Below are 20204 nucleotides of genomic sequence, written 5' to 3'. Positions count from 1 at the left end.
AAGATGGAGAGTCGCGTATGGCGGCTCTTTTTTCATACCCGGATTCCAGCTTGCCCCAATGCTCGAGACGATCTTTGACAAAACCATGACAACCTACCGATTAAACGTAAGCGCCAAACTCTTCCCACCTTCAACCACTATGCTAGCTAAGAGATCATGAGATTAACCTGAATACGGAGGGTATCTCATGAATGCCAAAGAACAACGCAGACAAGATTGGTATGTACGCATCGAAGCCTATCGGGCAAGTGGCCTCACGATGAAAGCTTGGTGCACCGCAAATCAATGCTCTGTCGAACAATTGAAATATTGGCTCTACAAAATAAATCGTGTTTCATCCAGGGCTACTCCAGATCCAAAGACTTCTCCCGTTCAGTTTGTACCGCTTGCCGCCGTAGATCTGCCTGGTAGCACCTTTCCTGTTCCTTCTCTCATTCCGGTTTTGACCCGAAGCTTCTGCGCGAAGTAATTCACGCGCTTACTTCATCATGCTAACCTTTCCAAGCAATCAGCGTGTGTTTCTCGCCTGTGGTTCTACCGATCTGCGCAAGTCGATCGACGGACTTGCCGCCATCGTTCAGGAAAGCTTTGGTCTGAATCCGTTCTCCTCCGGCTTGTTCGTATTCTGTAACCGGGCATGTAACAAGCTCAAGATTCTCTACTGGGATCATAATGGGTTCTGGCTTTATTATCGCCGTCTGGAACGTGGCAGATTTCAATGGCCGACAGGTAAAGAAGAAGTAGTAGCCATTTCGAGCAGGGAGCTTCGCTGGCTGCTGGATGGTCTTTCACTCAGCCAGCGGCAAGCGCATCCCAAGGTTAATGCCGTTTCCGTCATTTAGTCACATCTTTGTAATCACTTTGTCAGAGGCACTTACAGTAATTGGGTTTTTATTATCTAATGTGTAAAGTATGGAAAAACATGCAGATATGCCAACCATTGAATCTCTACAACAACAAATCATCGAACTATCGGCCAAGCTCAAATGGTACGAAGAGCAGTTCCGCTTAGCGCAGCAGAAGCGTTTCGGTGCTTCCAGCGAGCAGACGCATCCGGATCAATTAGAAATCCCGTTGTTCAACGAAGCCGAAATGCTTGCATCGCCTGCCGATGAAGAGCCGCTGTCTGAACAAATCACCTACGAGCGGCGCAAGTTATCCGGCAAGCGAACAGAGGATCTTTCCAAGCTACCTGTAGAGACCATTACCTATACACTTTCTGAAGGCGAGCAAATATGTGCGTGCTGCGGTGGGTTTCTTCACGAGATGAGTACCGAGACACGCAGTGAAATTGCCGTTGTACCACCACAAGTGAAGGTCATCCGTCACGTGCGGAATGTGTATGCTTGCCGTTATTGTGAACGTGAAGATATTCAAACCCCGATCGTCACAACTGCGATGCCAAGACCTGTTTATCCGGGAAGTTTGGCTTCACCGTCGTCTTGGATACACGTTATCTCGTCAGACGATGGCGAATTGGATGATCTACGGAGCCGAGAAATGGCTCATGCCATTGGTCTCCGTGATGAAAGCTTATCTGCTAAGGCAGGATGTGCTTCATGCAGATGAGACGACGCTGCAAGTGCTGCGTGAGCCCGGGAAGTCTGCCCAATCGTCCTCGTATTTGTGGCTGTATCGCACCGGACGCGGCGTAACGCCGGCGGTCATCTATGATTACCAGAAGACACGTGGCGGCGAGCATCCTCAAAGCTTCTTATCCGGGTTCAATGGTTACCTGCATGTCGATGGTTACGCGGGCTATCATAAGGTTGCTGGTGTGACTCTTGTGGGATGCTGGGCACATGCGCGGCGTAAATATGACGAAGCGCTGAAAGCAGCTCCGCCGGCGACGAGAGATAACAAGGATTCGGTAGCCAGTCAAGGACTGGCTTACTGCAATGCTCTCTTCACCATTGAGCGCGAACTGAAGGATGCTTCGCCAGAAGAACGATATGCCGAGCGGAAGAAGCAAAGCCTTCCAATCCTGGAGACTTATTTGGTGTGGCTCAAGCAACATCGCTCTCAAACCCTACCGAAGAGTCTGGTCGGACAAGCGATTGCTTATAGCCTGAATCAGTGGGAGAAATTGACCGAATTCCTGAAGGATGGCCGACTCGAAATCGATAACAACCGAAGTGAACGCTCGATCAAGCCGTTCGTGATCGGAAGAAAGAACTGTTTATTTGCGAATAAGCCTCGCGGCGCGAAGACAAGTGCGGCGATCTACAGCGTGATCGAGACGGCGAAGGAAAACGGACTTCTTCCGTTTCAATATTTAAAGTATCTGTTCGAGCAGCTTCCGCAGCTTTCGAATCCACAAAATCCAGAAGCGATCGAGCCTTATTTGCCATGGTCATCTTCGCTTCCGAGCACTTGTCGCGTGATGGGATAGGTGTCGTATTACATCAAAATTCTTGATGAGGCCTAAGTCTATGTGACGCTTACGTATATGCGAAACTTGTGATTAAAAAAAGAGTTAATACCGTAAAAAACCCTTAGGTTTCCCTAAGGGTTGAAAAGTATGAGTTGTTTGTTCTGTTAACTCATTTTCTCGGTTGTTGCTTGATCAAAGAATAAGCTGCAAGCGTTACTTTCCGAATCCAGTCTGCTGTGGGAAGAAGAGAAGGGAATTGTGTACCAATTGGCAAGCGGCCTCGCTGTGGATGAACTGAAAAAGATGGCAGAGTCTGTCGGAGTGGGTACACCTCCCACGCCACCGGATCAATACGAAATCGAATCCGATACAAAAACAATTACCGCAGAAGAAGCCGAGAAATGGCTTGGCTCGAAGATCCCAATGCCGACGAAGCTGCCTGTGGGAGCCGTCATCACGTACAGCTTGACGAAATCAGAGGATGAGGAGTCTGTAACTGTCAATTTCCAGAACCCGACCAATCCGGATGAACGCTTTTTCATCGACATCATGAAAGGCGACATCCAAAAAGAGGTAGGGAAGGTCCCGTACATCGAAGGCAAAAGCACCGTGAAGGAAATCAAGCTGGCAAACGGAACGACTGCGTATGCTTGCCAGTATAAGGCGTGGAGCGCTCAAGATCCGAACCTGACAGCCTTGCAGGTGCTGTTCTGGGAGCCGAGCAAAGGTGTCATTTACAAAACGTTCGGAACCAAGCCGATCGAAGAATATGTGAAAATAGCAGAATCGGTGAAATAAACGAGTGGGAGGACGGCGAAGAAGCCGTCCTTTCGTTTTTTTGGAAATTGATCAATTAGTGGATAAATGGATGGAATTTACAAATCCATGACATCGTAATGACGAAGCCATGACATTGGATTGATACTCTATCAATGCTATCGAGTACTTTGGCTCGATAAGCACCGAACCAATGGAGGATTTTCTATGAAAAAAACAAAATCGAAGCTGGGATCATTTCTGAGCGTTTCCGCTCTGTCTGCGTTGGCGGTAACTGCCGTATTCCCTGTAATTCCTGCACAGGCGGCCATGAACGGGAACAAAGATGGTATTGTCGCGCAGGTAAAAAAAGTGGAAAAAGCGGATAGCAAAAAACAGCAGAATGACGAAGAGGACAAGAAGGGCAAGAAGGGCAAGAAGGAAGATATTAAGCTGACTCCAGAGCAGGAAGCCATTTATATTCAAAAAGCAAAAGATGCCTTCCAGGAAAAAAATATTGAACTTCCTGCAAGTGGATACAAGATTGAAGCATACCATTTCATGAAAGAGACAGAGACCGTATATGTGAGTTGGTTTCCTGAAGATGAAGATGAAGATGAAGCAAAGAAACCGATGAAAGTGTATCGAGCCAAGTTTGAAAATGCCGATCTGGATAAGGGAACAGGCACGGTGAGTGTAAAGGTCATCAATCAATTCGGCACCGTATTCAGTAAACTTGACCAAGAACTGGCCGCTCCTTTTATCGAAAAAGCAAAAGAAGCTTTACAAGAAAAGAATATCGACCTTCCTGAAACTGGGTATGAAGCTAAAGGTGTCAAAGTCACTACTGATGATTTACTTCGCTCGGTTGAAGTGTCCTTTTTACCCGAAGGTACTGATGGGCGATCCGGAAAGGTCTACTATGTGCATTTTGTAGATGTCGATTTGGATAAAGGAACCGGTAAAGTATTCAAATCATTTGTTAGAGAACACAAAGAACAGCAGGATGACGAAGACGACAAGAAAGACAAGAAGGCTGATAGTAAGCTGACAGCAGAGCAGGAAGCCAATTACATTCAAAAAGCAAAAGATGCCTTCCAAGAAAAGAATATTGAACTTCCTGCAAGTGGATACAAGATTAATACTGACTTCAGCAGCAAAAATTCAAATACTGTAATTGTGATATGGCTTCCAGAAGATAAAGAAAAAGTACGTACGATGAAAGTGTATCTTGCCGAGTTTAAAAATGCCGATCTGGACAAGGGAACAGGTACGGTGGATGTAAAGGTCATTAATAAATTCGGTACCGTAATCGGTAAACTTGACCAAGAATTGGCTGCCCCTTTTATTGAAAAAGCAAAAGAAGCTTTGAAAGAAAAGAATATCGAGCTGCCTGAAACCGGGTATGAGATTAAGGCTGTCACATTCACTACCAATGATGTACTTCGCTCGGTTGAAGTTTCCTTTGTTCCTGAAGGCACCAACGGAAGATCAGGAAAGGTTTATGAGGTGTCCTTTAGAGATGTCGATGTAGATAAGGGAACTGGTACTCTATACGATGTATTCGTTGATGACAACGACGACGAATAGCATTGAACTTTCGCAAAACGTAAAATGAGGCACAGGATACATGTTAATTCCCCCCAATCTTTATAGAGTCGCTGATGCGGCTCTTTTTGTCTTTCCTTTTGGGAACGAATTGATCAATAAATCCTTATGATCGATTGAGATATTTTTATGTTGACTCGAAAATTTCGCACACGAATATCTGTATCAATTGGGTTATCGTATAGTTCATTTCCCTCCAGCTCGAACTTTTCTAATTTTAGGCGCATTGTATGATAATATTCCCCGTTAAAAACAAGAGAATCAATTTTCCCGCCACTAGCCTTGATTTCTACTCTTTTCATTTCTCTAACCCTTTCTTCGCCGCAAGACTATTAACCAGCAGCTGAGCCAGCATTTTCGACGAATGATGATCTACATCCCGGAGTCCGGAAAATTCAGTTACTTCCAAGCCAATCACACGACGATCTCCAAGGAGCAATTGCAAGATTTCTTGGCATATGTCTAGTGAAAATCCCTGCTCGCTAGGAATGTACGCTACCGGCATTTCTTTCTTGCAAATCGCATCCACATCGAAATGGATAATATCTTGGCATCATTAGGTATTTCGGAAAGCAATAAGCATATAAGCAGAATTACCATGTAGATGTACTAGTTTTTGATAAGTACCGACGATAATATTGCAATCTCCCCCAAAAATTAACGAAAAATCATCTTGGGAAAACCAATCAAAAGATTGATCGTTCACGATATCTTCCCAAACCATTCACATAATAGAATAGCTGCAAGCAGCTCGTGACAAAGCCAAATCTGATGCATCCATAAGGAAAGCATTACATTTACACGCACACTAAACTTACCCCTTAGCTAACGAAAGCGAAGGGGTACGGAGGATTTACATGAACCGCTCAATATTCGTTCGATAGGCAAATCACGAGTGTTCATCCTCCAGCTTTAGGGCTTGCAATACAAGTACCGCAAATTCAACGTATGCCCCTCCAACTGCCGTAATAAATTGTCCATCCATCACAACATCCGCATCTACTTTATTTTCCCACTGGAATACTCCTTCGATATTCTCTACGAAAGAAGTGGTGTACGTCACATCGCGAATTCCATCGATGATCTAAGCGGATTTGACAGTTGTCGTTTTTTCGTTTACGTAGAAACACTCGATCCAACGCAAAAACCTTGGAGGTAGTACGATGAAAAAGTCCAAAACGAAAAAAACTGCTGCATGGCTGAATCTCTCTGTTATGAGTGCTTTGACAGTGACGGCCATGTTCTCGCCTGTAGCTGCCAGCGCCGCACTCAACGATACGAAGGATAACGTTGCAGCCGAGGCAACAGACGAGGAATTCGATTTCTTGAAACTGACAGAAAAACAGGCGGCTCCGTTTCTTGCAAAAGCAAAAGAAGCATTCACAGCGGAAAATATCTCCCTTCCGGAAAGTGGTTACAAAGCTCGGAATTATGGCAGCAAGAAAAACAATACTTTGACTGTCGTATGGCGATCTGAAACTAACGTGAAGGACAAGGCGTATGTCGCCGAATTTGAGGATATCGATGCAGAAAAAGGAACAGGGACGGTGAAAACGGTAAAGGTCATTAATCGGCCAGGTTACTTCGAAGAGAAACTGACAGAAAAACAGGCCGCTCCGTTTATCGAAAAAGCGAAAGAGGCTTTGCAAGAAAAAAATATAGCTCTCCCAGCGAGCGGGTACAAGCTGTCAAGCAGCAGCCGTGCTTATGACGATGTGCTGGAAAGCGTTCATATTACCTGGCGTCCTGAGACGGGGCAAAAGGAAGGTAAGTACTACTCCGTGCGTTTTGCAGATGTCGATCTGGAGAAAGGAACGGGGAAAATCGATGATGTATATGTAGACAATTATGATAAGCTCATCGCTTTGGAAGAGGAGGATGAAAAGGAAAACAGGAGGACAAGGAACAAAAAAAGGATCTCTTGAAATTGACAGATCAACAGGTGGCTCCGTTTCTTGCAAAAGCAAAAGAGGCTTTGCAAGCAGAGAAGATCGAACTTCCAAATAGTGGATATGAGGTGACGCATTTCGGGAGCAAGAAAGACAAGACCTTACAGCTTCTATGGAGTGCTGAAGAACAATCGAAAGGGTATGTTGTCCATTTTGTTGATGTTGATGTCGAGAAAGGCACAGCGACAGTAAAAAGTGCAAAAGTGATCAATGAGCTTGGCGTCGTTATGCGAGATCTTCCACAAGAACAAGCTGCCCCTTTTATTGAAAAAGCAAAAGAGGCTATGAAAGCGAAAAATTTTACCCCATCTGAAAGTGCATACGAAATTTCTGCTACGGGTGTGACAGTTGACGATGTTTTGAAATTTATTGACGTTTACTGGTATCCAAATGGAAATCCGCGGGCGAAATACAATGTACACTTTACCGACGTTAATTTGGAGAAAGGAACAGGCACCGTGGAAGATGTTGTTGAATATAAGCGCTAATTGATGAGCGAGTATGTGAAAAGAACCCAGCCGTTTCCCTGTAAGCTTCAGGGAAGCGGCTTCTTAATTATGTGTTGCGCTTTTCAAAGGAGAGCAGTCTTCTCGTTTTTTTCAAATGCGTCGATGCTCCCAATACAACGTCCCATTCTTTCGTACCACAAGCAGTGCATCGATACCGTTGACGCTTTACCGGTATCTCAATGACTTCATTATTGATGAGATCTTTGTATATTTGGTGTTTATTATCAGATTTGTGAAAGCTCCCATTCCCACAATGAAAGCAAATGATAGGGGCAACAATTGTAAAATTGTTTTCGTTGATAATGATACTCACCTTCCGAGATGCGTGTCGCACAAAGTTCTAGTAGAATTAATAAAAATAAATAAATTTTATTAGCACGACCCATTTTAACAACGAAATATTGGTTAGTAAACTGCCCAGTTATGGAATAGCAAAGCCTATACTAGCGGGACTCTGTTCGACGTGATTGATCATAAAAAATTGCCGGTTTTCCCTCTCATAGGTGTGACCGGCATACTTCACTAAAGTTGAGAGCATTCTGATCTATTTCCGCAATGCAAACAAGGTCAAAAAGCTGACAGCCTCCCGCAGCTCTACGCTTAAGCGGCCCGCGATATCTGGCGTAATTCCCTCTTTGTATACCGGATCTTCGCCCAGCAGTGTGAAGCCATTTTCGCTCGCCAACTGCTTGGCTTCCCAGGGCATCATCGTATTTTGGATCGTCGTCTCTTCATATAGTCTGCGATAGCTATGCGCACGTGGACCAGCTGTAGGACCGAGGATACCCAAGACGAGAATTCCTCCGGGTGCGAGCACGCGGTGAAGCTCTAGGATTGCCTTGAGCGGAGACGGAGTGAATTCCACTACGTTAATGGAGAGCACACCGGAGAATGAATCATTGGCAAAAGGAAGCTCACTGATGTCTCCTGTCTGAAAATGAACGGATCCCGAGAAGGAAATGACCCGGTCATGAGCGAGGCGGATCATTTCCCCGGCAATGTCGATGCCCTCCACCTGGTAGCCGTGCTCTGCAAGCTTGCAACTGGCATAGCCGTCACCACAGCCTGCATCGAGAACAGATCCAGATCCGACAGGTACATGCTTCATAAAATAGGGAAGGATGGTGCTTCGACTCCCTTTTTCCCACATGTGCTCACTTCTTTTTTGCCAGTCTTCTGCAAATTGATCCCATTGCTTGGCCGCTTGTTCCGTCCATTGGCTCATCCTTGTTCACGCCTTTCTCTTCGATTGAGCGATACCATTATGAAGAAAAACTCCGGTCGAGGCGGCCGGAGCTTTTCATGGAAGTTGTTTTACGACAGTCGATCATGGTTTGGGGATATGTGGGACCAAATCAGCAATTTTTTTACTCTTTAGCGTCTGCATCATTTGCTGCTCGGCCTCAGTCACAACCTGTTGAATCAGACAGGCACTATCATGTCGGAAACTGCATTCAAACAAGGAGGTGGTCCCTTCAATGGCTTGGATAACATCCAGAAACGATATATCATCCTGGTTGCGTTTGAGCTTGTATCCGCCATTTGCGCCGGAGATCGAGTGGATCAGCCCAGCCTTGACCAGTTTGGTCAGCATTTTGGATAGGTACGTTTGTGAGACGCCCAGCTTTTCTGCCAAAAGCTGAACACTAACGGGTTTATCAGGGGCTTCTGCTACCAGATAGAGCATCGCATGGAGGGCATAGTCTGTTGCCTGTGAATACTTCATAAGACACCTCAATCATGGACTTAATACATCCATCATAAAGTGAATGGGGAGCATGAGCAAGGGGAAGAGTGATTCGCGCTGTCATCCTGCACTTTCGATGCCCATTTTTGGATGGTGCAACTTGACACAAAAAATTTTTAAGGGATATTATAGATACAATAAGTCTATGAATGAGTTATTTGAAATGATCGAAGTACAGAGAGTTATTTTTTTGTCTCCATTAAGGATATTAAAGGTCTTTAATGATCATTTTGATTAACTGTTCAACTTATAAAAGGGAGGAAAGTACAAATGAGCATTTGCCACACGACAGATACTACGTTTCAACATGATGTAAAAAGCGAAGGCTATACTCTCGTCAATTTTTGGGCACCTTGGTGCGGGCCATGCCGCTTTTTTGGGCCGATACTCGAATCGTTTGACGGAGAGCATAGCAGCGAAGTGCGAGTCCTAAAGGTCAATGTCGATGAACAAACGGAGATTGCCAATCAGTATGGCATTATGAGTTTGCCAACGACCATTTTGCTCAAAAACGGGGAATTGATCGACAAAGTCGTAGGAGCGGCCCCTCTGGCGGAACTGAAACAATTTGTTTTCAAACACAGGTAAGTAGCTAAACTCAGGGAAAGCCATCGGTCAACTTGATCGGTGGCTTTTTGGTATCCAGTTGTTACTCGCATGCGTACTTTAATGAATGAAAGCGTTTGAGCGTTTTCGCGTTGTTCCGTGTTCTTGCAAGGGGAAGCGCTTCCAATGTACTCTCAAGATAACGACAAAATAATCCCAATTCACAAAATAATGTCAATAATCGAAAAGGAAAGCGGAGGGGTAGGCAATGAGCAATACCGATTTTTTCCCGATTCAGGACTGGGACTACCTGGAGTTTTATACAGGGAACGCCAAGCAAACCATGCACTATTTCACAAAAGCGTTTGGATTTGAAGCAGTAGCCTATGCGGGCTTGGAGACAGGTTCTCGGGAAAAGGTTTCCTACGTCTTGAAGCAGAAGCATATGACGTTCGTGATCAGCGGGGCGCTTACACCTGACAGCCCGATCTCGGATTTTGTGAAAAAGCATGGGGACGGAGTCAAAGATGTTGCCCTGCGTGTAGAGGATTGTGAGCAGGCTTACCGGGAGGCAGTTTCTCGCGGAGCCATTCCGATCATGGAACCGACTGAGTATACCGATGAATTCGGGACGGTCAAAAAAGCGATTATCGGTACGTACGGCGAAAACATTCATTCCTTTATCGAACGAAAAAATTACAACGGACCATTCTTCCCAGGCTATAAAGCTTACCAATCTCCAGTCAAAGGAGAGAGTACGGGTATCATCGGCATCGACCACATCGTTGGTAACGTCGAGGTCATGGATGAGTGGGTAGAATATTACCAAAAGGTCATGGGCTTTACAGCTGTACAAAATTTCAGTGAGGACGACATCTCGACAGAGTATTCTGCGCTCATGTCCAAAGTGATGCAAAGCGGAACCGGACGCATCAAGTTCCCGATTAATGAGCCGGCAGAAGGACGCCGCAAGTCGCAGATTCAGGAATTTTTGGAGTTCTACAAAGGGCCAGGGGTACAGCATATTGCTATCCTGACCAATGATATCATCGACACTGTATCGAAGCTGCGTGATAATGGTGTGGATTTCCTCATGGTGCCAGATGCGTACTACGAAGATTTGAAAGAGCGTGTAGGGGAAATTGACGAAGACATCGAGGCGCTGAGAAAGCTGGGAGTCTTGGTCGACAGAGACGACGAAGGCTACCTCTTACAGCTGTTCAGCAAGCCGATTGTAGACCGTCCGACGCTGTTCATCGAGATTATCCAGCGTAAAGGTGCACGTGGCTTCGGGAATGGCAACTTCAAGGCACTGTTCGAGGCGCTGGAGCGCGAGCAAGAGCGTAGAGGTAACCTGTAATTTATTGATGTAACGGCATGACAAGACCATCTCAAGCTGATAAAGCTGAAGGGATGGTCTTTTTCTATTTTGCGAAGCAGAAAAATGAATGCCTCATGAACCATTTACCCGTCTCTATCATCTATACTAATGAGAACCAAATGTTGGATATAAAAGGAGGGTTATGCGATGTGAGCATCAAGAGGGAAGTTCAGCAGGACATTCAGCTGGCGCAGGACGGCAGCGTAGAAGCTTTTGCCAGAGTCATTCAATCGTACGAGCGGACTTTGTATGGCTTGGCACGAACCTATGTCGGGCGGGACGAGGATTGTGCCGATGTGGTGCAGGATGCGGTGATGAAAGCATTCAGAGCCATCCGAACGCTACGAGAGCCTGCTTATTTCAAAACATGGATGATTCAAATTCTCATAAACGAATGCAGACAATGGCAGAGAAAAAAGAAACGAAGCCCAACAACCGTAGAGCTGTTTTCACTACAAATAGAGGAGAAAGCGGTACAGGCTCCCTACGAAGCGATTGAATTAACAGAGGCAGTATGGAAGTTGGAGCAAGAGCTGCGCATCGTCGTTTGGCTTCACTATTACGAGGATTTGCCAATCAAGCAAGTCGCCCTGCGAGCAGGCATCCCGGAAGGCACAGTGAAATCCCGGCTGCACCGGGCTCGCCTACTGCTTGCAGAAGAGCTGGAATCCTCCGAGGAAAGGAACGTGGACGATGACCCGACTTTTGTGCGGAAGCTGAGTCTGGACGACTTCGCTCCGCTATTAGCCGCATAAGTACACAGATGTCCAAAAGAGAGAGAAAGGGCCGAAATTAGGATGATTCATCGATTGGAAACAAATGATTATGCAAAAATCAGAACGTTGGTCTCGCCTGATAATGTGAACATTTTGACCATCCATGCGATTATCAATGGGACAAATCGAGGAGTGATTTACGTAGACGATGTGGAGCAGCCCCGGACAGCCTTGGTCGATCAAACAGGAGTGATCAGCATTTTCGTAGGGGATGCTGCCAATGAAGCGTTCACAGCGGATCTGGGGGCCTTTATTGAGGGGGAATTGCGCACATATACGACCGAATCGTGCGGGGGCACTCATTTTCTGGCAGTTGTCCCAGATGAGACGTGGGAAAAAGCAGTGACCAAAGCCATCTCGCATCGAGAGATCGAAACGGATTGGGAATATTACTACCAGTTCAATCCCGAGCAATTCCAAGCGCGAAAGATCAGCTATCGCCCTCTGCCCGAAGGATACACGTTGAAAAGAATCGATGCAGGCGTCATTGAAAACGATCCGGACAACATCTTGCTCGAGGTTGTGGAGGAATTCTATCATTCGGTGGATGATTTTCTGCAGTGGGGCGTAGGTTTTTGCGTATGTAAAGGAAATGCGATTGTGAGTGCTTGCCTGTCTTGCTGTGTCCATGAGCGTGACCATGAAATTAGCGTGGAAACGTACGAGGAAGCCGATATGAACAAAGGCTTTGCTACGCTTGCTTGTGCGGCGTACCTGGAGCATTGCGTGGAACATGGGCTGACACCGCACTGGACCACGCTGGAAACGAATGAGGAATCAGTTCGTTTGGGGATAAAGCTAGGATTTGAGCCGAAGGAAAAGTGCAAAATATTGGAGTTCGAGTATTAAAACGATACGGATATCCATGGGTTGTCGAAATCATTTCGGCAACCTTTTTTACTAGGAAAGGAAGAGAAACAAAAGGGAAATACGTAGTAGAGAGTGAATATTTTGATTAGTTACAGAAACGAGCAGGAACCATCGGGCGGCGACAGGAGAGGGATCAACCAATGAATATGGCATTAATGGTTCCGTTGACGGAGCGGACGGCTGTTTTGATAGTGGCGGCCTTGTTGTTTACACGTGTACGAGCATTCCGCAGCATATTGAACCAGCAAGCGACATGGCGAGAAAAAGCACTGATGGTCGTCATTTTTTCTGCTATTTCCATACTGGGTACCTATAATGGCATTTGGTATCAGGATGCGATTGCGAATTCACGTGTGATCGGGACTGTCGTGGCTGGATTGCTGGCTGGTCCCTGGGTAGGGCTGATGACAGGGCTGATTGCGGGAATTCATCGCTATTCATTGGGGGGCTTTACAGATTTGGCATGTGCCATCTCGACCATTAGCGAGGGCTTGTTTGCGGGATTAATCTATCAGTTCCTCCGTAACCGCAGCAAAAAAATCGGGTGGACGACAGCACTCTTCGTTGGTTTCTTGGCGGAGTGGCTACAAATGGGAATTGTTCTTCTAATCGCACGTCCTTACGCTGACGCTTTGGCATTGGTGCAGGCCATTAGTGTACCAATGTCAGTCGTCAACTCGGTTGGAATTGCTATTTTGATTATTATAATTGATTTGGCCAAAAAGGAAGAGGATCGGATTGGCGCGCTCCAAGCCCAGCGAACGCTGCAAGTAGCGGACAAGACACTCTCTTACTTGCGTCAAGGACTGACGTATGATTCTGCCCAAAAGGTAGCCGAGGAAATATTGCGGACGACGCGTGTAGCAGCGGTAGCAATTACCGATACGCGCTCTGTGCTTGCGCATGTTGGCGCAGGCTCGTCCCATCACGTAGTTGGAGAAGGCATAACGACTAAGGCGACCCGTGAAGTTTTATCGACCAAAGAAGTAAAAATTGCCCAGACGAAAGAAGAGATTGGGTGCAGGGAGACGAATTGTTCCTTGCGCTATGCGATCCTTGTCCCTCTGATGCGAAGACGTGAAGTGGCGGGCGTGCTCAAGCTGTATCAGGATCGGTCTCGCAAATTGTCGGCAGTGGACCTGGAACTCGTGCGTGGATTGGGGAACCTGATCTCGAGTCAGCTCGAACTGGCTGAGCTGGAGAAGCAATCCCGTTTGTTGGCAGATGCAGAAATCAGAGCCTTGCATGCGCAGATCAATCCGCATTTCTTGTTTAATGCGCTCAATACGATCGTTTCGTTCATTCGCTTCCGCCCCGAACAGGCCCGTGAACTGTTGATTCATTTAGGGGAGTACTTCCGGCGTAATTTGCATGACTCTGGCGGATATGTCAGTCTGGCGCGTGAGCTGGAGCATATCGAAGCGTATTTGGCCATCGAACGTGCGAGGTTCGGGGACAAGCTCCATGTAGAGTACGACATCGAGGATGGTGTAGAGCGGATTACTGTGCCAGGACTGATTTTGCAGCCCCTGGTAGAAAATGCGGTCAAGCACGGGCTATTGCCCAAACGCGAAGGGGGAACGGTAGTGATTCGTGCGCGCCGCAAAGAAAAGCAAATCGTCGAACTGACAGTGGCAGATAATGGGGTCGGAATGGAAGTGGACCCATTCGAGCCAGCCCTTAATGAGAAGCGTACAGGGCGGCAATTATCCGGGATCGGTCTTGCCAATGTAAAAAGCCGTCTCCAGTCGATCTACGGAGAACCGTATGGAATCGTGATCGAGAGCAAAAGCGGGAGCGGTACAACATGCACCATACAATTACCGATAGGGGTGAACGTCAGTGCTCAAAGTGTTCATCGTCGATGATGAGACGCCTGCCAGAGAAGAACTGCGGTATTTGCTGGAGCAGTTTTCGGAAGTGTCCGTAGTAGGAGAGGCGGGCAGCGGGGAAGAGGCGTTGGAAGCGGTGCTTCAGACAGAGCCAGACGCGGTCTTTTTGGACATTCATTTGCAGGACAGGGATGGAGTTGATGTGGGACAGGAGCTTCTCGAATCCATGGTCAATCCACCTGTTATCATCTTTGCAAGCGCGTATGACTTTCATGCGGTTCGAGCATTTGAGGCCGAAGCCGTCGATTATATTGTCAAGCCGTTCAGTGAAATGCGTCTGGAAAAGACGATGAATCGGGTACGAAAAATGAGGCGGAAAAGCGAACCTGCATTGGACGCGTCACCGCTGCTGGAGGAAAGGCTACAGTCCCTTCTGCAAAATGTGCTGGTCGATACTCAGCCGCGTCGTGTCCCCGTAGAAAAAAACGGCAAGATCATGCTGATTGATCCAAACGAAATCGTCTATGCCACCTTGGAAGGAAGGTATGCGAACATTTATACAGCAGGTGAGCAATATGCGACCACGTTTACGTTGCAGGAGCTGGAGAGCAGGCTGTCACGCCAGCAGTTCTTTCGGACGCATCGGGCTTTTATCGTCAATTTATCTAAAACGGCTGAGCTCGTCCCTTGGTTCAAAGGCTCGATTCATCTAGTCATGCAAGATCACCGCAAAACAGAAGTGCCTGTTAGTCGCAATGTCGTGAAGGAATTGAAGAAACGATTGGGGTTTTAAAGCAAACAGACCAATCCTACGTCCCGTTTGGGGGGAGGATTGGTCTGTTTTTTCCGACAGCTTACATGGGATATTCATCGTTTTTCTTACGTGTCACCATGATCCCGCCTAATACGATCAGGATCAAGCCAAGGATGCCGCCTACCTGGGTAGACGCCAGATTCGCGATCAAAAATACGATAGCAAGAACGGTGAGGATGCCAATGGGGATCAAGAGAGCGGGTTTGCGATTGCCGAATAGGTACAGCTCAGTAAGCCCCACGGCAGGACCGAGCAGGAAGAAGGGCCACGTCGTGCTCATATCCCCATGAAAAAATAGCTGGCTGAAAAAGAAGAGTGGGGCATAAACGAGCAAGATTCCGCCCGGTACGAGCAATCCAGCGCGATTTGGCTTTGGGTTCATAAAAAAGAAAATATGAAACCCGATTCCTGGGATGAGAAGGAAGACTGGCCATAGCAAGTCCAGTGCGAGCGGTACGTTCAGGTAGGTAGCCAGAACAAAAATCGCTCCGATTCCGATAATGATGTAACCCGCGATTCGTCGCATGTGCGTATTCTCCTTTTTGATGTCCATACCAATTTATGTATAACTTTAACATATTGTGGAGGAGTTTGTATCAGACTCTGGGCGGAGACTTTCTACGTCCCAAAATTGAATGCGCTTGCACTCAAACGAGGATGGTGCAGCTTGTGCCTGTTTTTGTACGGTTCAGCCATTTTTTATGTTGGCAAGTTGTCCGATGTGATACGTTTTTCTAAGGTTCATTGCCTGAATATTTAATAAATAGAAGGAGGCGACTCGGGTGAAGAAATGGTTTCTTTCCCTCTTGATTTGGGGCGGGATAGCCGCATTGGGTGCTGTTGGATTCGGGATGATAGCCCTCTGGCAAGGGGAATCAGTCAACTCGTTCTGGTTACTGACTGCCGCATTTTGCACTTATGCTGTAGCTTATCGTTTTTACAGTAAATTCATAGCAAAAAAACTAATGGCGCTCGATGACAATCGCGCTACTCCGGCAGAAGTGAACAACGACGGCAAAGACTTCGTGCCAACGAACAAATGGGTGTTGTTTGGGCACCATTTCGCTGCGATTGCAGGTGCAGGTCCGCTCGTAGGTCCTACGCTGGCTGCGCAAATGGGATATTTGCCGGGAACGATCTGGATTATCGTCGGGGTCGTGATCGGTGGAGCGGTGCAGGACTTTATCATTCTGTTTGGATCAATGCGTCGCAATGGAAAGTCTCTCGGTCAGATTGCCAAGGAAGAGATCGGTCCTGTTGGCGGAGCGCTTGCCTTGGTCGGAATTATTGCCATTATGATCATCTTGATTGCAGTCTTGGCGATGGTTGTAGTTAACGCGCTAGCTGAATCACCGTGGGCTACCTTTACGATATTCATGACGCTGCCAATCGCGATATTGATGGGATTGTATATGCGGTATATACGACCCGGGCAGGTATTGGAAGGATCGATTATCGGGCTTGCTCTCTTGTTCTTCTCCCTCTGGCTCGGTCAAATCGTTGCTGCATCGCCAACATGGGGACCAGCCTTTACGTTCTCCAAGGTACAGCTTGCCTGGATGATTATTGTGTACGGCTTTATTGCCTCGGTTTTGCCTGTGTGGCTGCTATTGGCACCGCGCGATTACCTCAGCTCTTTTTTGAAAGTAGGGACGATAGCGGTATTGGCGGTAGGAATCGTGCTGACACTGCCACCATTGCAAATGCCGGCACTGACGAAGTTCATTGATGGTACTGGCCCTGTTTTTGCAGGAAATTTGTTCCCCTTCTTGTTTATTACTATCGCGTGCGGTGCCGTATCGGGATTCCATTCACTCGTGTCTTCTGGAACGACACCGAAGATGATCGCGAAGGAATCGCATGCGCCTTTGATCGGTTATGGCGGGATGCTGATGGAGTCTGGCGTCGCGATTATGGCGATGATTGCAGCATGCGTGCTGACTCCCGGAGTCTATTTTGCGATCAACTCACCTGCTGCAGCAATTGGCGTGGATGTGGTCCAGGTTGCGACGACGATAACGGGCTGGGGCTATACCGTCACCCCTGACCAATTAACCACTCTTGCCAACGACATTCAAGAAAAGACGATCCTTTCCCGGACGGGCGGAGCGCCGTCACTGGCTATCGGAATGGCGACGATTTTCTCCGGTGTATTGGGTGGTAAGGCATTAATGGCATTCTGGTATCACTTTGCGATTTTGTTTGAGGCTGTCTTTATTTTGACGACGATCGATGCGGGAACACGTGTCGGACGATTCATGGTACAAGACATGCTCGGCAACGTCATTCCGAAAATGAAGGAAGTCAACTGGCTGCCAGGTAATCTGATTGGTTCCGGGATCATTACCATCGGATGGGGATACTTCCTGCTTCAAGGTGTCATGGACCCGTTGGGAGGCATTTACACGCTGTGGCCGCTCTTTGGTATCGCCAACCAGATGCTCGCCGCGATTGCGTTTACAGTGGGAACGACGATTATTTTCAAAATGGGCAAAGCGGCTTACTCGTGGATCACACTTGTACCGATGGCTTGGCTGACGACGGCTACGTTGACAGCAGGCTGGCAAAAGCTGTTCCATCCTGATCCAAAAATCGGGTTCCTCTCACACGCAGAAGCATTCCAAAAGGCATTGGATGCCGGTACGCTGCCCAAAGGGGTAAAAACGGTGGAAGCTGCACAAAAAATGATCTTCAACGACCAGATCGATGCGGTGGTATGTGCGATCTTCATGGTCATTACGGTTGGGATCATTCTCGACGGAGCGCGGGTATGGATCAATATTCTTCGCGGCAAGCACTATCCGTTGCAGGAGTCGCCGTACATCAAGTCCAAAGGAAATGTATTTGACGGGAAAGGACATCACGTAGCATGAGGCGCAAGCTAAGAGCCATGCGAAAGGCAATGCGCAAAGTGAGCTCTGCTATTAAAACCATTTTCGGAATGCCCGACTATGATCGGTATCTTGCCCATTGGTACGAGACACATGGGGCACCGGGGATCTTTCCGATGACAGAGCGTGAGTACTATATGTACGCATTGACCGAACGATTTGAAAAAGGCGGCGTAACGCGCTGCTGCTAAAGTAGTCATGTAAAAAAGGGTGTCTCCCCGGTCAGAAAATGACGAGGGAGAGGCCCTTTTTCAATAATCCGCGCACTTTAAGGCATATCCCTCATGGCTAACGTGTGGTGTAACAGCAGGTAAAGTATGGTACACTAAATCATATAGCATGACCGTTTTTTAGCACGAGCTGTCTCATCATTTTCAAATAAAACGTCGAAGCCTCTCTATTCCAGAAGAAAAGGGTGTGCTTTGAGAAAAAATAAGTCAAGTTTTAGGTGGCGATACGTGTGCAAGCATCAACACTGGCGGCTCTCAAGGAGCTCGCTTTGCAATGCGCCCGTTCAGCGGGTGAGCTGAGTCTGAAGCGAATGAAGGAGCCTTTTACCGTCGAGTATAAAACATCTGCCTCCGATCTTGTTACAGCCGTAGATAAAGAAGTGGAGAATCACGTCATCCAGATGATTCTTGCACGCTTCCCTGATCACGGCATTCTTGGAGAAGAGAGTGCACATGCGGAGGATTACAAGCAGTATGACACGCTTTGGGTCATCGACCCGATTGATGGCACGACCAATTTTGTGCATCAGCAAATCAATTTTTCCGTTTCCATTGCCGTTTACCATAAGGGAGAGGGAATAGTCGGAGCCGTTTACGATCCTTCCAGAGACGAGTTGTTTTATGCGGTAAAAGGGGAAGGGGCTTTTCTGAATGATCGTCCCTTGCAGGTGAATCGAGAAGTGAGCCTGGAGCAAGCTTTGTTATGCACGAGTGTATTTTGGAACAAGCGTGCTGAGCAGATCGGCATCGATTTGATTGTGAAAAAGCTTGCTGGTAAGGTTCGCGGAATGCGCCTTTTGGGAAGCGCCGCTCTGGAGATGGCGTATGTGGCTGCGGGGAGACTGGATGGCTACGTCAGTATGCAGCTCAATGCGTGGGATTTCGGGGCAGCTCGCATCATTGTAGAGGAAGCCGGTGGGCGGGTGACGACTATGACGGGGACACCACTGCCGTACGACCAAAAAAGCAGCGTGATGGCTTGCAACCCGACTTTTTATGAGGAGCTGCAGCATTTTCTGAAATCGGAACATACCGATGTACCTTCACAAAATTAAGTGGCACCGAACCCGCTGGATATGCGCATCCAGTGGGTTTTCTTTTGCTATGTAGATTGGGTTTTCGTTTGGATGTCGGTTGCATATGCTATAAAAGCATAGCCGGAAGACGAGCAGCGACTGTTTTTGTTACGAAGTCGGCTTGTCCGAATAAGGGGGGATAATCATGACCCTGATCGAGGAAAGTGTAAAGTTGATCCTACAGCATCAAGCGAGTACCGGGGCGTATCTCGCTTCACCCGCATTTGTCCACTATCAGTATGCGTGGCTCCGCGATGGAACATTTACAGCATACGCGATGAACCGTACTGGCAACCATGGGAGTGCCCGCAAGTTTTACCAGTGGTGCGATTCTGTGATCCGAAAGCATGAGACAAAAGCAAGAGCAGCCATTACGGCAGTAAAAAAAGGATTAGACAAAAATGAGGCGGGGAACGACCGCTTTTTGCATACGCGCTATACTGCGGACGGAGAAGAAGTGATAGGTGAATGGGGCAGCTTTCAGCTCGATGGCTACGGGACATGGCTGTGGGGGCTGGCTGAGCATGTGCGGATGAGTGGGGAGTATGACTTGGTTCACGAGCTGAAGCCATCTATTGAACTGACGATTGACTATGTAGTGGCGTGCTGGCAGCTCCCTAACTTTGATTGCTGGGAAGAGGGAGGAGACCGTATCCACCCGGTGACGCTAGGGGCTATTTATGCCGGGATTAAGGCGATGGAGCCTTATTTGCCCGACCGAGCTTTCGAACTCGCTCAAGAAGGAGAGACTATTCGTCAATTCATATGTGAGCACGGCACAGCCAACGGACGATTGATAAAATCCGTTGGGGATCATTCTGTGGATGCTAGTCTGCTCTGGCTGG

21 protein-coding genes and 1 pseudogene are annotated in these 20204 nt (G+C 47.4%); 17 read left to right on the top strand and 5 right to left on the bottom strand.

Annotated features, from left to right (window positions below; all coding sequences use genetic code 11):
- Nucleotides 1-187: 187 nt before the first annotated feature.
- The 5 genes and pseudogenes from tnpA (at nucleotide 188) to KB186_RS23595 (ending at nucleotide 4720) form a co-directional block, all read left to right on the top strand.
- Nucleotides 188-469: an IS66 family insertion sequence element accessory protein TnpA gene (tnpA, locus tag KB186_RS23615; RefSeq protein WP_229088128.1), complete on the top strand. Its 282-nt coding sequence runs from the start codon at nucleotides 188-190 to the stop codon at nucleotides 467-469.
- Nucleotides 470-488: 19 nt separating this feature from the next.
- Entirely contained in the window at nucleotides 489-842 is a 354-nt protein-coding gene (gene tnpB / locus KB186_RS23610) for an IS66 family insertion sequence element accessory protein TnpB (RefSeq protein WP_173610853.1), read from the top strand.
- 70 nt (nucleotides 843-912) lie between these two features.
- Nucleotides 913-2392 (top strand): annotated as a pseudogene (gene tnpC / locus KB186_RS23605) (IS66 family transposase).
- 240 nt (nucleotides 2393-2632) lie between these two features.
- Nucleotides 2633-3172, top strand: coding sequence for a DUF4367 domain-containing protein (locus KB186_RS23600; RefSeq protein WP_173610854.1), 540 nt, complete (start codon nucleotides 2633-2635; stop codon nucleotides 3170-3172).
- Nucleotides 3173-3358: 186 nt separating this feature from the next.
- On the top strand, nucleotides 3359-4720 hold the full coding sequence (locus KB186_RS23595) for a hypothetical protein (protein ID WP_173610855.1): 1362 nt from the start codon (nucleotides 3359-3361) through the stop codon (nucleotides 4718-4720).
- Between the two features lie 316 nt (nucleotides 4721-5036).
- Here the strand turns inward: KB186_RS23595 and KB186_RS28500 are convergent, their stop codons facing one another.
- Both KB186_RS28500 and KB186_RS23590 read right to left on the bottom strand, forming a co-directional pair.
- On the bottom strand, nucleotides 5037-5267 hold the full coding sequence (locus KB186_RS28500) for a hypothetical protein (protein ID WP_217367202.1): 231 nt from the start codon (nucleotides 5265-5267) through the stop codon (nucleotides 5037-5039).
- 360 nt (nucleotides 5268-5627) lie between these two features.
- On the bottom strand, nucleotides 5628-5801 hold the full coding sequence (locus tag KB186_RS23590; RefSeq protein ID WP_173610857.1) for a type 1 glutamine amidotransferase family protein: 174 nt from the start codon (nucleotides 5799-5801) through the stop codon (nucleotides 5628-5630).
- 100 nt (nucleotides 5802-5901) lie between these two features.
- Here KB186_RS23590 and KB186_RS23585 point away from each other — a divergent pair, with 100 nt between their 5' ends.
- Nucleotides 5902-6663: a hypothetical protein gene (locus KB186_RS23585; protein WP_232774479.1), complete on the top strand. Its 762-nt coding sequence runs from the start codon at nucleotides 5902-5904 to the stop codon at nucleotides 6661-6663.
- Nucleotides 6664-6713: 50 nt separating this feature from the next.
- Nucleotides 6714-7175, top strand: coding sequence for a hypothetical protein (locus KB186_RS23580; protein ID WP_232774478.1), 462 nt, complete (start codon nucleotides 6714-6716; stop codon nucleotides 7173-7175).
- Nucleotides 7176-7740: 565 nt separating this feature from the next.
- Here KB186_RS23580 and KB186_RS23575 read toward each other — a convergent pair.
- A complete protein-coding gene (locus KB186_RS23575; protein WP_232774476.1) occupies nucleotides 7741-8421 on the bottom strand; it encodes a class I SAM-dependent methyltransferase in 681 nt (226 codons plus the stop codon).
- A gap of 102 nt (nucleotides 8422-8523) precedes the next feature.
- Nucleotides 8524-8922: an RrF2 family transcriptional regulator gene (locus KB186_RS23570; protein ID WP_173610859.1), complete on the bottom strand. Its 399-nt coding sequence runs from the start codon at nucleotides 8920-8922 to the stop codon at nucleotides 8524-8526.
- 291 nt (nucleotides 8923-9213) lie between these two features.
- On the opposite strand from KB186_RS23570, the gene trxA reads away from it, so the two are divergent.
- The 6 genes from trxA (at nucleotide 9214) to KB186_RS23540 (ending at nucleotide 15141) form a co-directional block, all read left to right on the top strand.
- On the top strand, nucleotides 9214-9531 hold the full coding sequence (gene trxA / locus KB186_RS23565) for a thioredoxin (RefSeq protein ID WP_017250634.1): 318 nt from the start codon (nucleotides 9214-9216) through the stop codon (nucleotides 9529-9531).
- A gap of 226 nt (nucleotides 9532-9757) precedes the next feature.
- Entirely contained in the window at nucleotides 9758-10849 is a 1092-nt protein-coding gene (gene hppD / locus KB186_RS23560) for a 4-hydroxyphenylpyruvate dioxygenase (protein ID WP_173610860.1), read from the top strand.
- A 170-nt stretch (nucleotides 10850-11019) separates the two neighbouring features.
- Entirely contained in the window at nucleotides 11020-11625 is a 606-nt protein-coding gene (locus KB186_RS23555) for a sigma-70 family RNA polymerase sigma factor (protein WP_232774474.1), read from the top strand.
- 42 nt (nucleotides 11626-11667) lie between these two features.
- Nucleotides 11668-12495 (top strand): GNAT family N-acetyltransferase, encoded by an 828-nt coding sequence (locus KB186_RS23550; RefSeq protein ID WP_232774473.1) that lies wholly within the window; start codon nucleotides 11668-11670, stop codon nucleotides 12493-12495.
- A gap of 161 nt (nucleotides 12496-12656) precedes the next feature.
- On the top strand, nucleotides 12657-14384 hold the full coding sequence (locus KB186_RS23545) for a sensor histidine kinase (RefSeq protein ID WP_232774472.1): 1728 nt from the start codon (nucleotides 12657-12659) through the stop codon (nucleotides 14382-14384).
- On the top strand, nucleotides 14359-15141 hold the full coding sequence (locus tag KB186_RS23540) for a LytR/AlgR family response regulator transcription factor (protein WP_173610864.1): 783 nt from the start codon (nucleotides 14359-14361) through the stop codon (nucleotides 15139-15141). The genes KB186_RS23545 and KB186_RS23540 overlap by 26 nt, the downstream gene beginning before the upstream one ends.
- Before the next feature lie 61 nt (nucleotides 15142-15202).
- On the opposite strand, the gene KB186_RS23535 is transcribed toward KB186_RS23540, so the two are convergent.
- On the bottom strand, nucleotides 15203-15688 hold the full coding sequence (locus KB186_RS23535; protein WP_173610865.1) for a hypothetical protein: 486 nt from the start codon (nucleotides 15686-15688) through the stop codon (nucleotides 15203-15205).
- 256 nt (nucleotides 15689-15944) lie between these two features.
- Here KB186_RS23535 and KB186_RS23530 point away from each other — a divergent pair, with 256 nt between their 5' ends.
- The 4 genes from KB186_RS23530 to KB186_RS23515 all read left to right on the top strand — a co-directional run.
- The gene (locus tag KB186_RS23530; RefSeq protein ID WP_232774471.1) at nucleotides 15945-18035 is read left to right on the top strand and encodes a carbon starvation CstA family protein; all 2091 of its coding nucleotides are present in this window, start codon (nucleotides 15945-15947) and stop codon (nucleotides 18033-18035) included.
- Nucleotides 18032-18244, top strand: coding sequence for a CstA-like transporter-associated (seleno)protein (locus KB186_RS23525; protein WP_017250626.1), 213 nt, complete (start codon nucleotides 18032-18034; stop codon nucleotides 18242-18244). Before KB186_RS23530 ends, KB186_RS23525 begins: the two co-directional genes overlap by 4 nt.
- A 269-nt stretch (nucleotides 18245-18513) precedes the next feature.
- Complete coding sequence (locus KB186_RS23520) at nucleotides 18514-19338, top strand: inositol monophosphatase family protein (RefSeq protein ID WP_173610868.1); 825 nt, start codon at nucleotides 18514-18516, stop codon at nucleotides 19336-19338.
- 166 nt (nucleotides 19339-19504) lie between these two features.
- Nucleotides 19505-20204 (top strand): glycoside hydrolase family 15 protein (locus KB186_RS23515; RefSeq protein WP_232774469.1); only part of this gene is annotated, 700 nt, incomplete at its 3' end.

Origin of the sequence: Brevibacillus sp. AF8, from assembly GCF_021270385.1 — a bacterium.
Classification (GTDB): domain Bacteria; phylum Bacillota; class Bacilli; order Brevibacillales; family Brevibacillaceae; genus Brevibacillus.
This window is presented reverse-complemented; position numbering and strand designations above follow the sequence as displayed.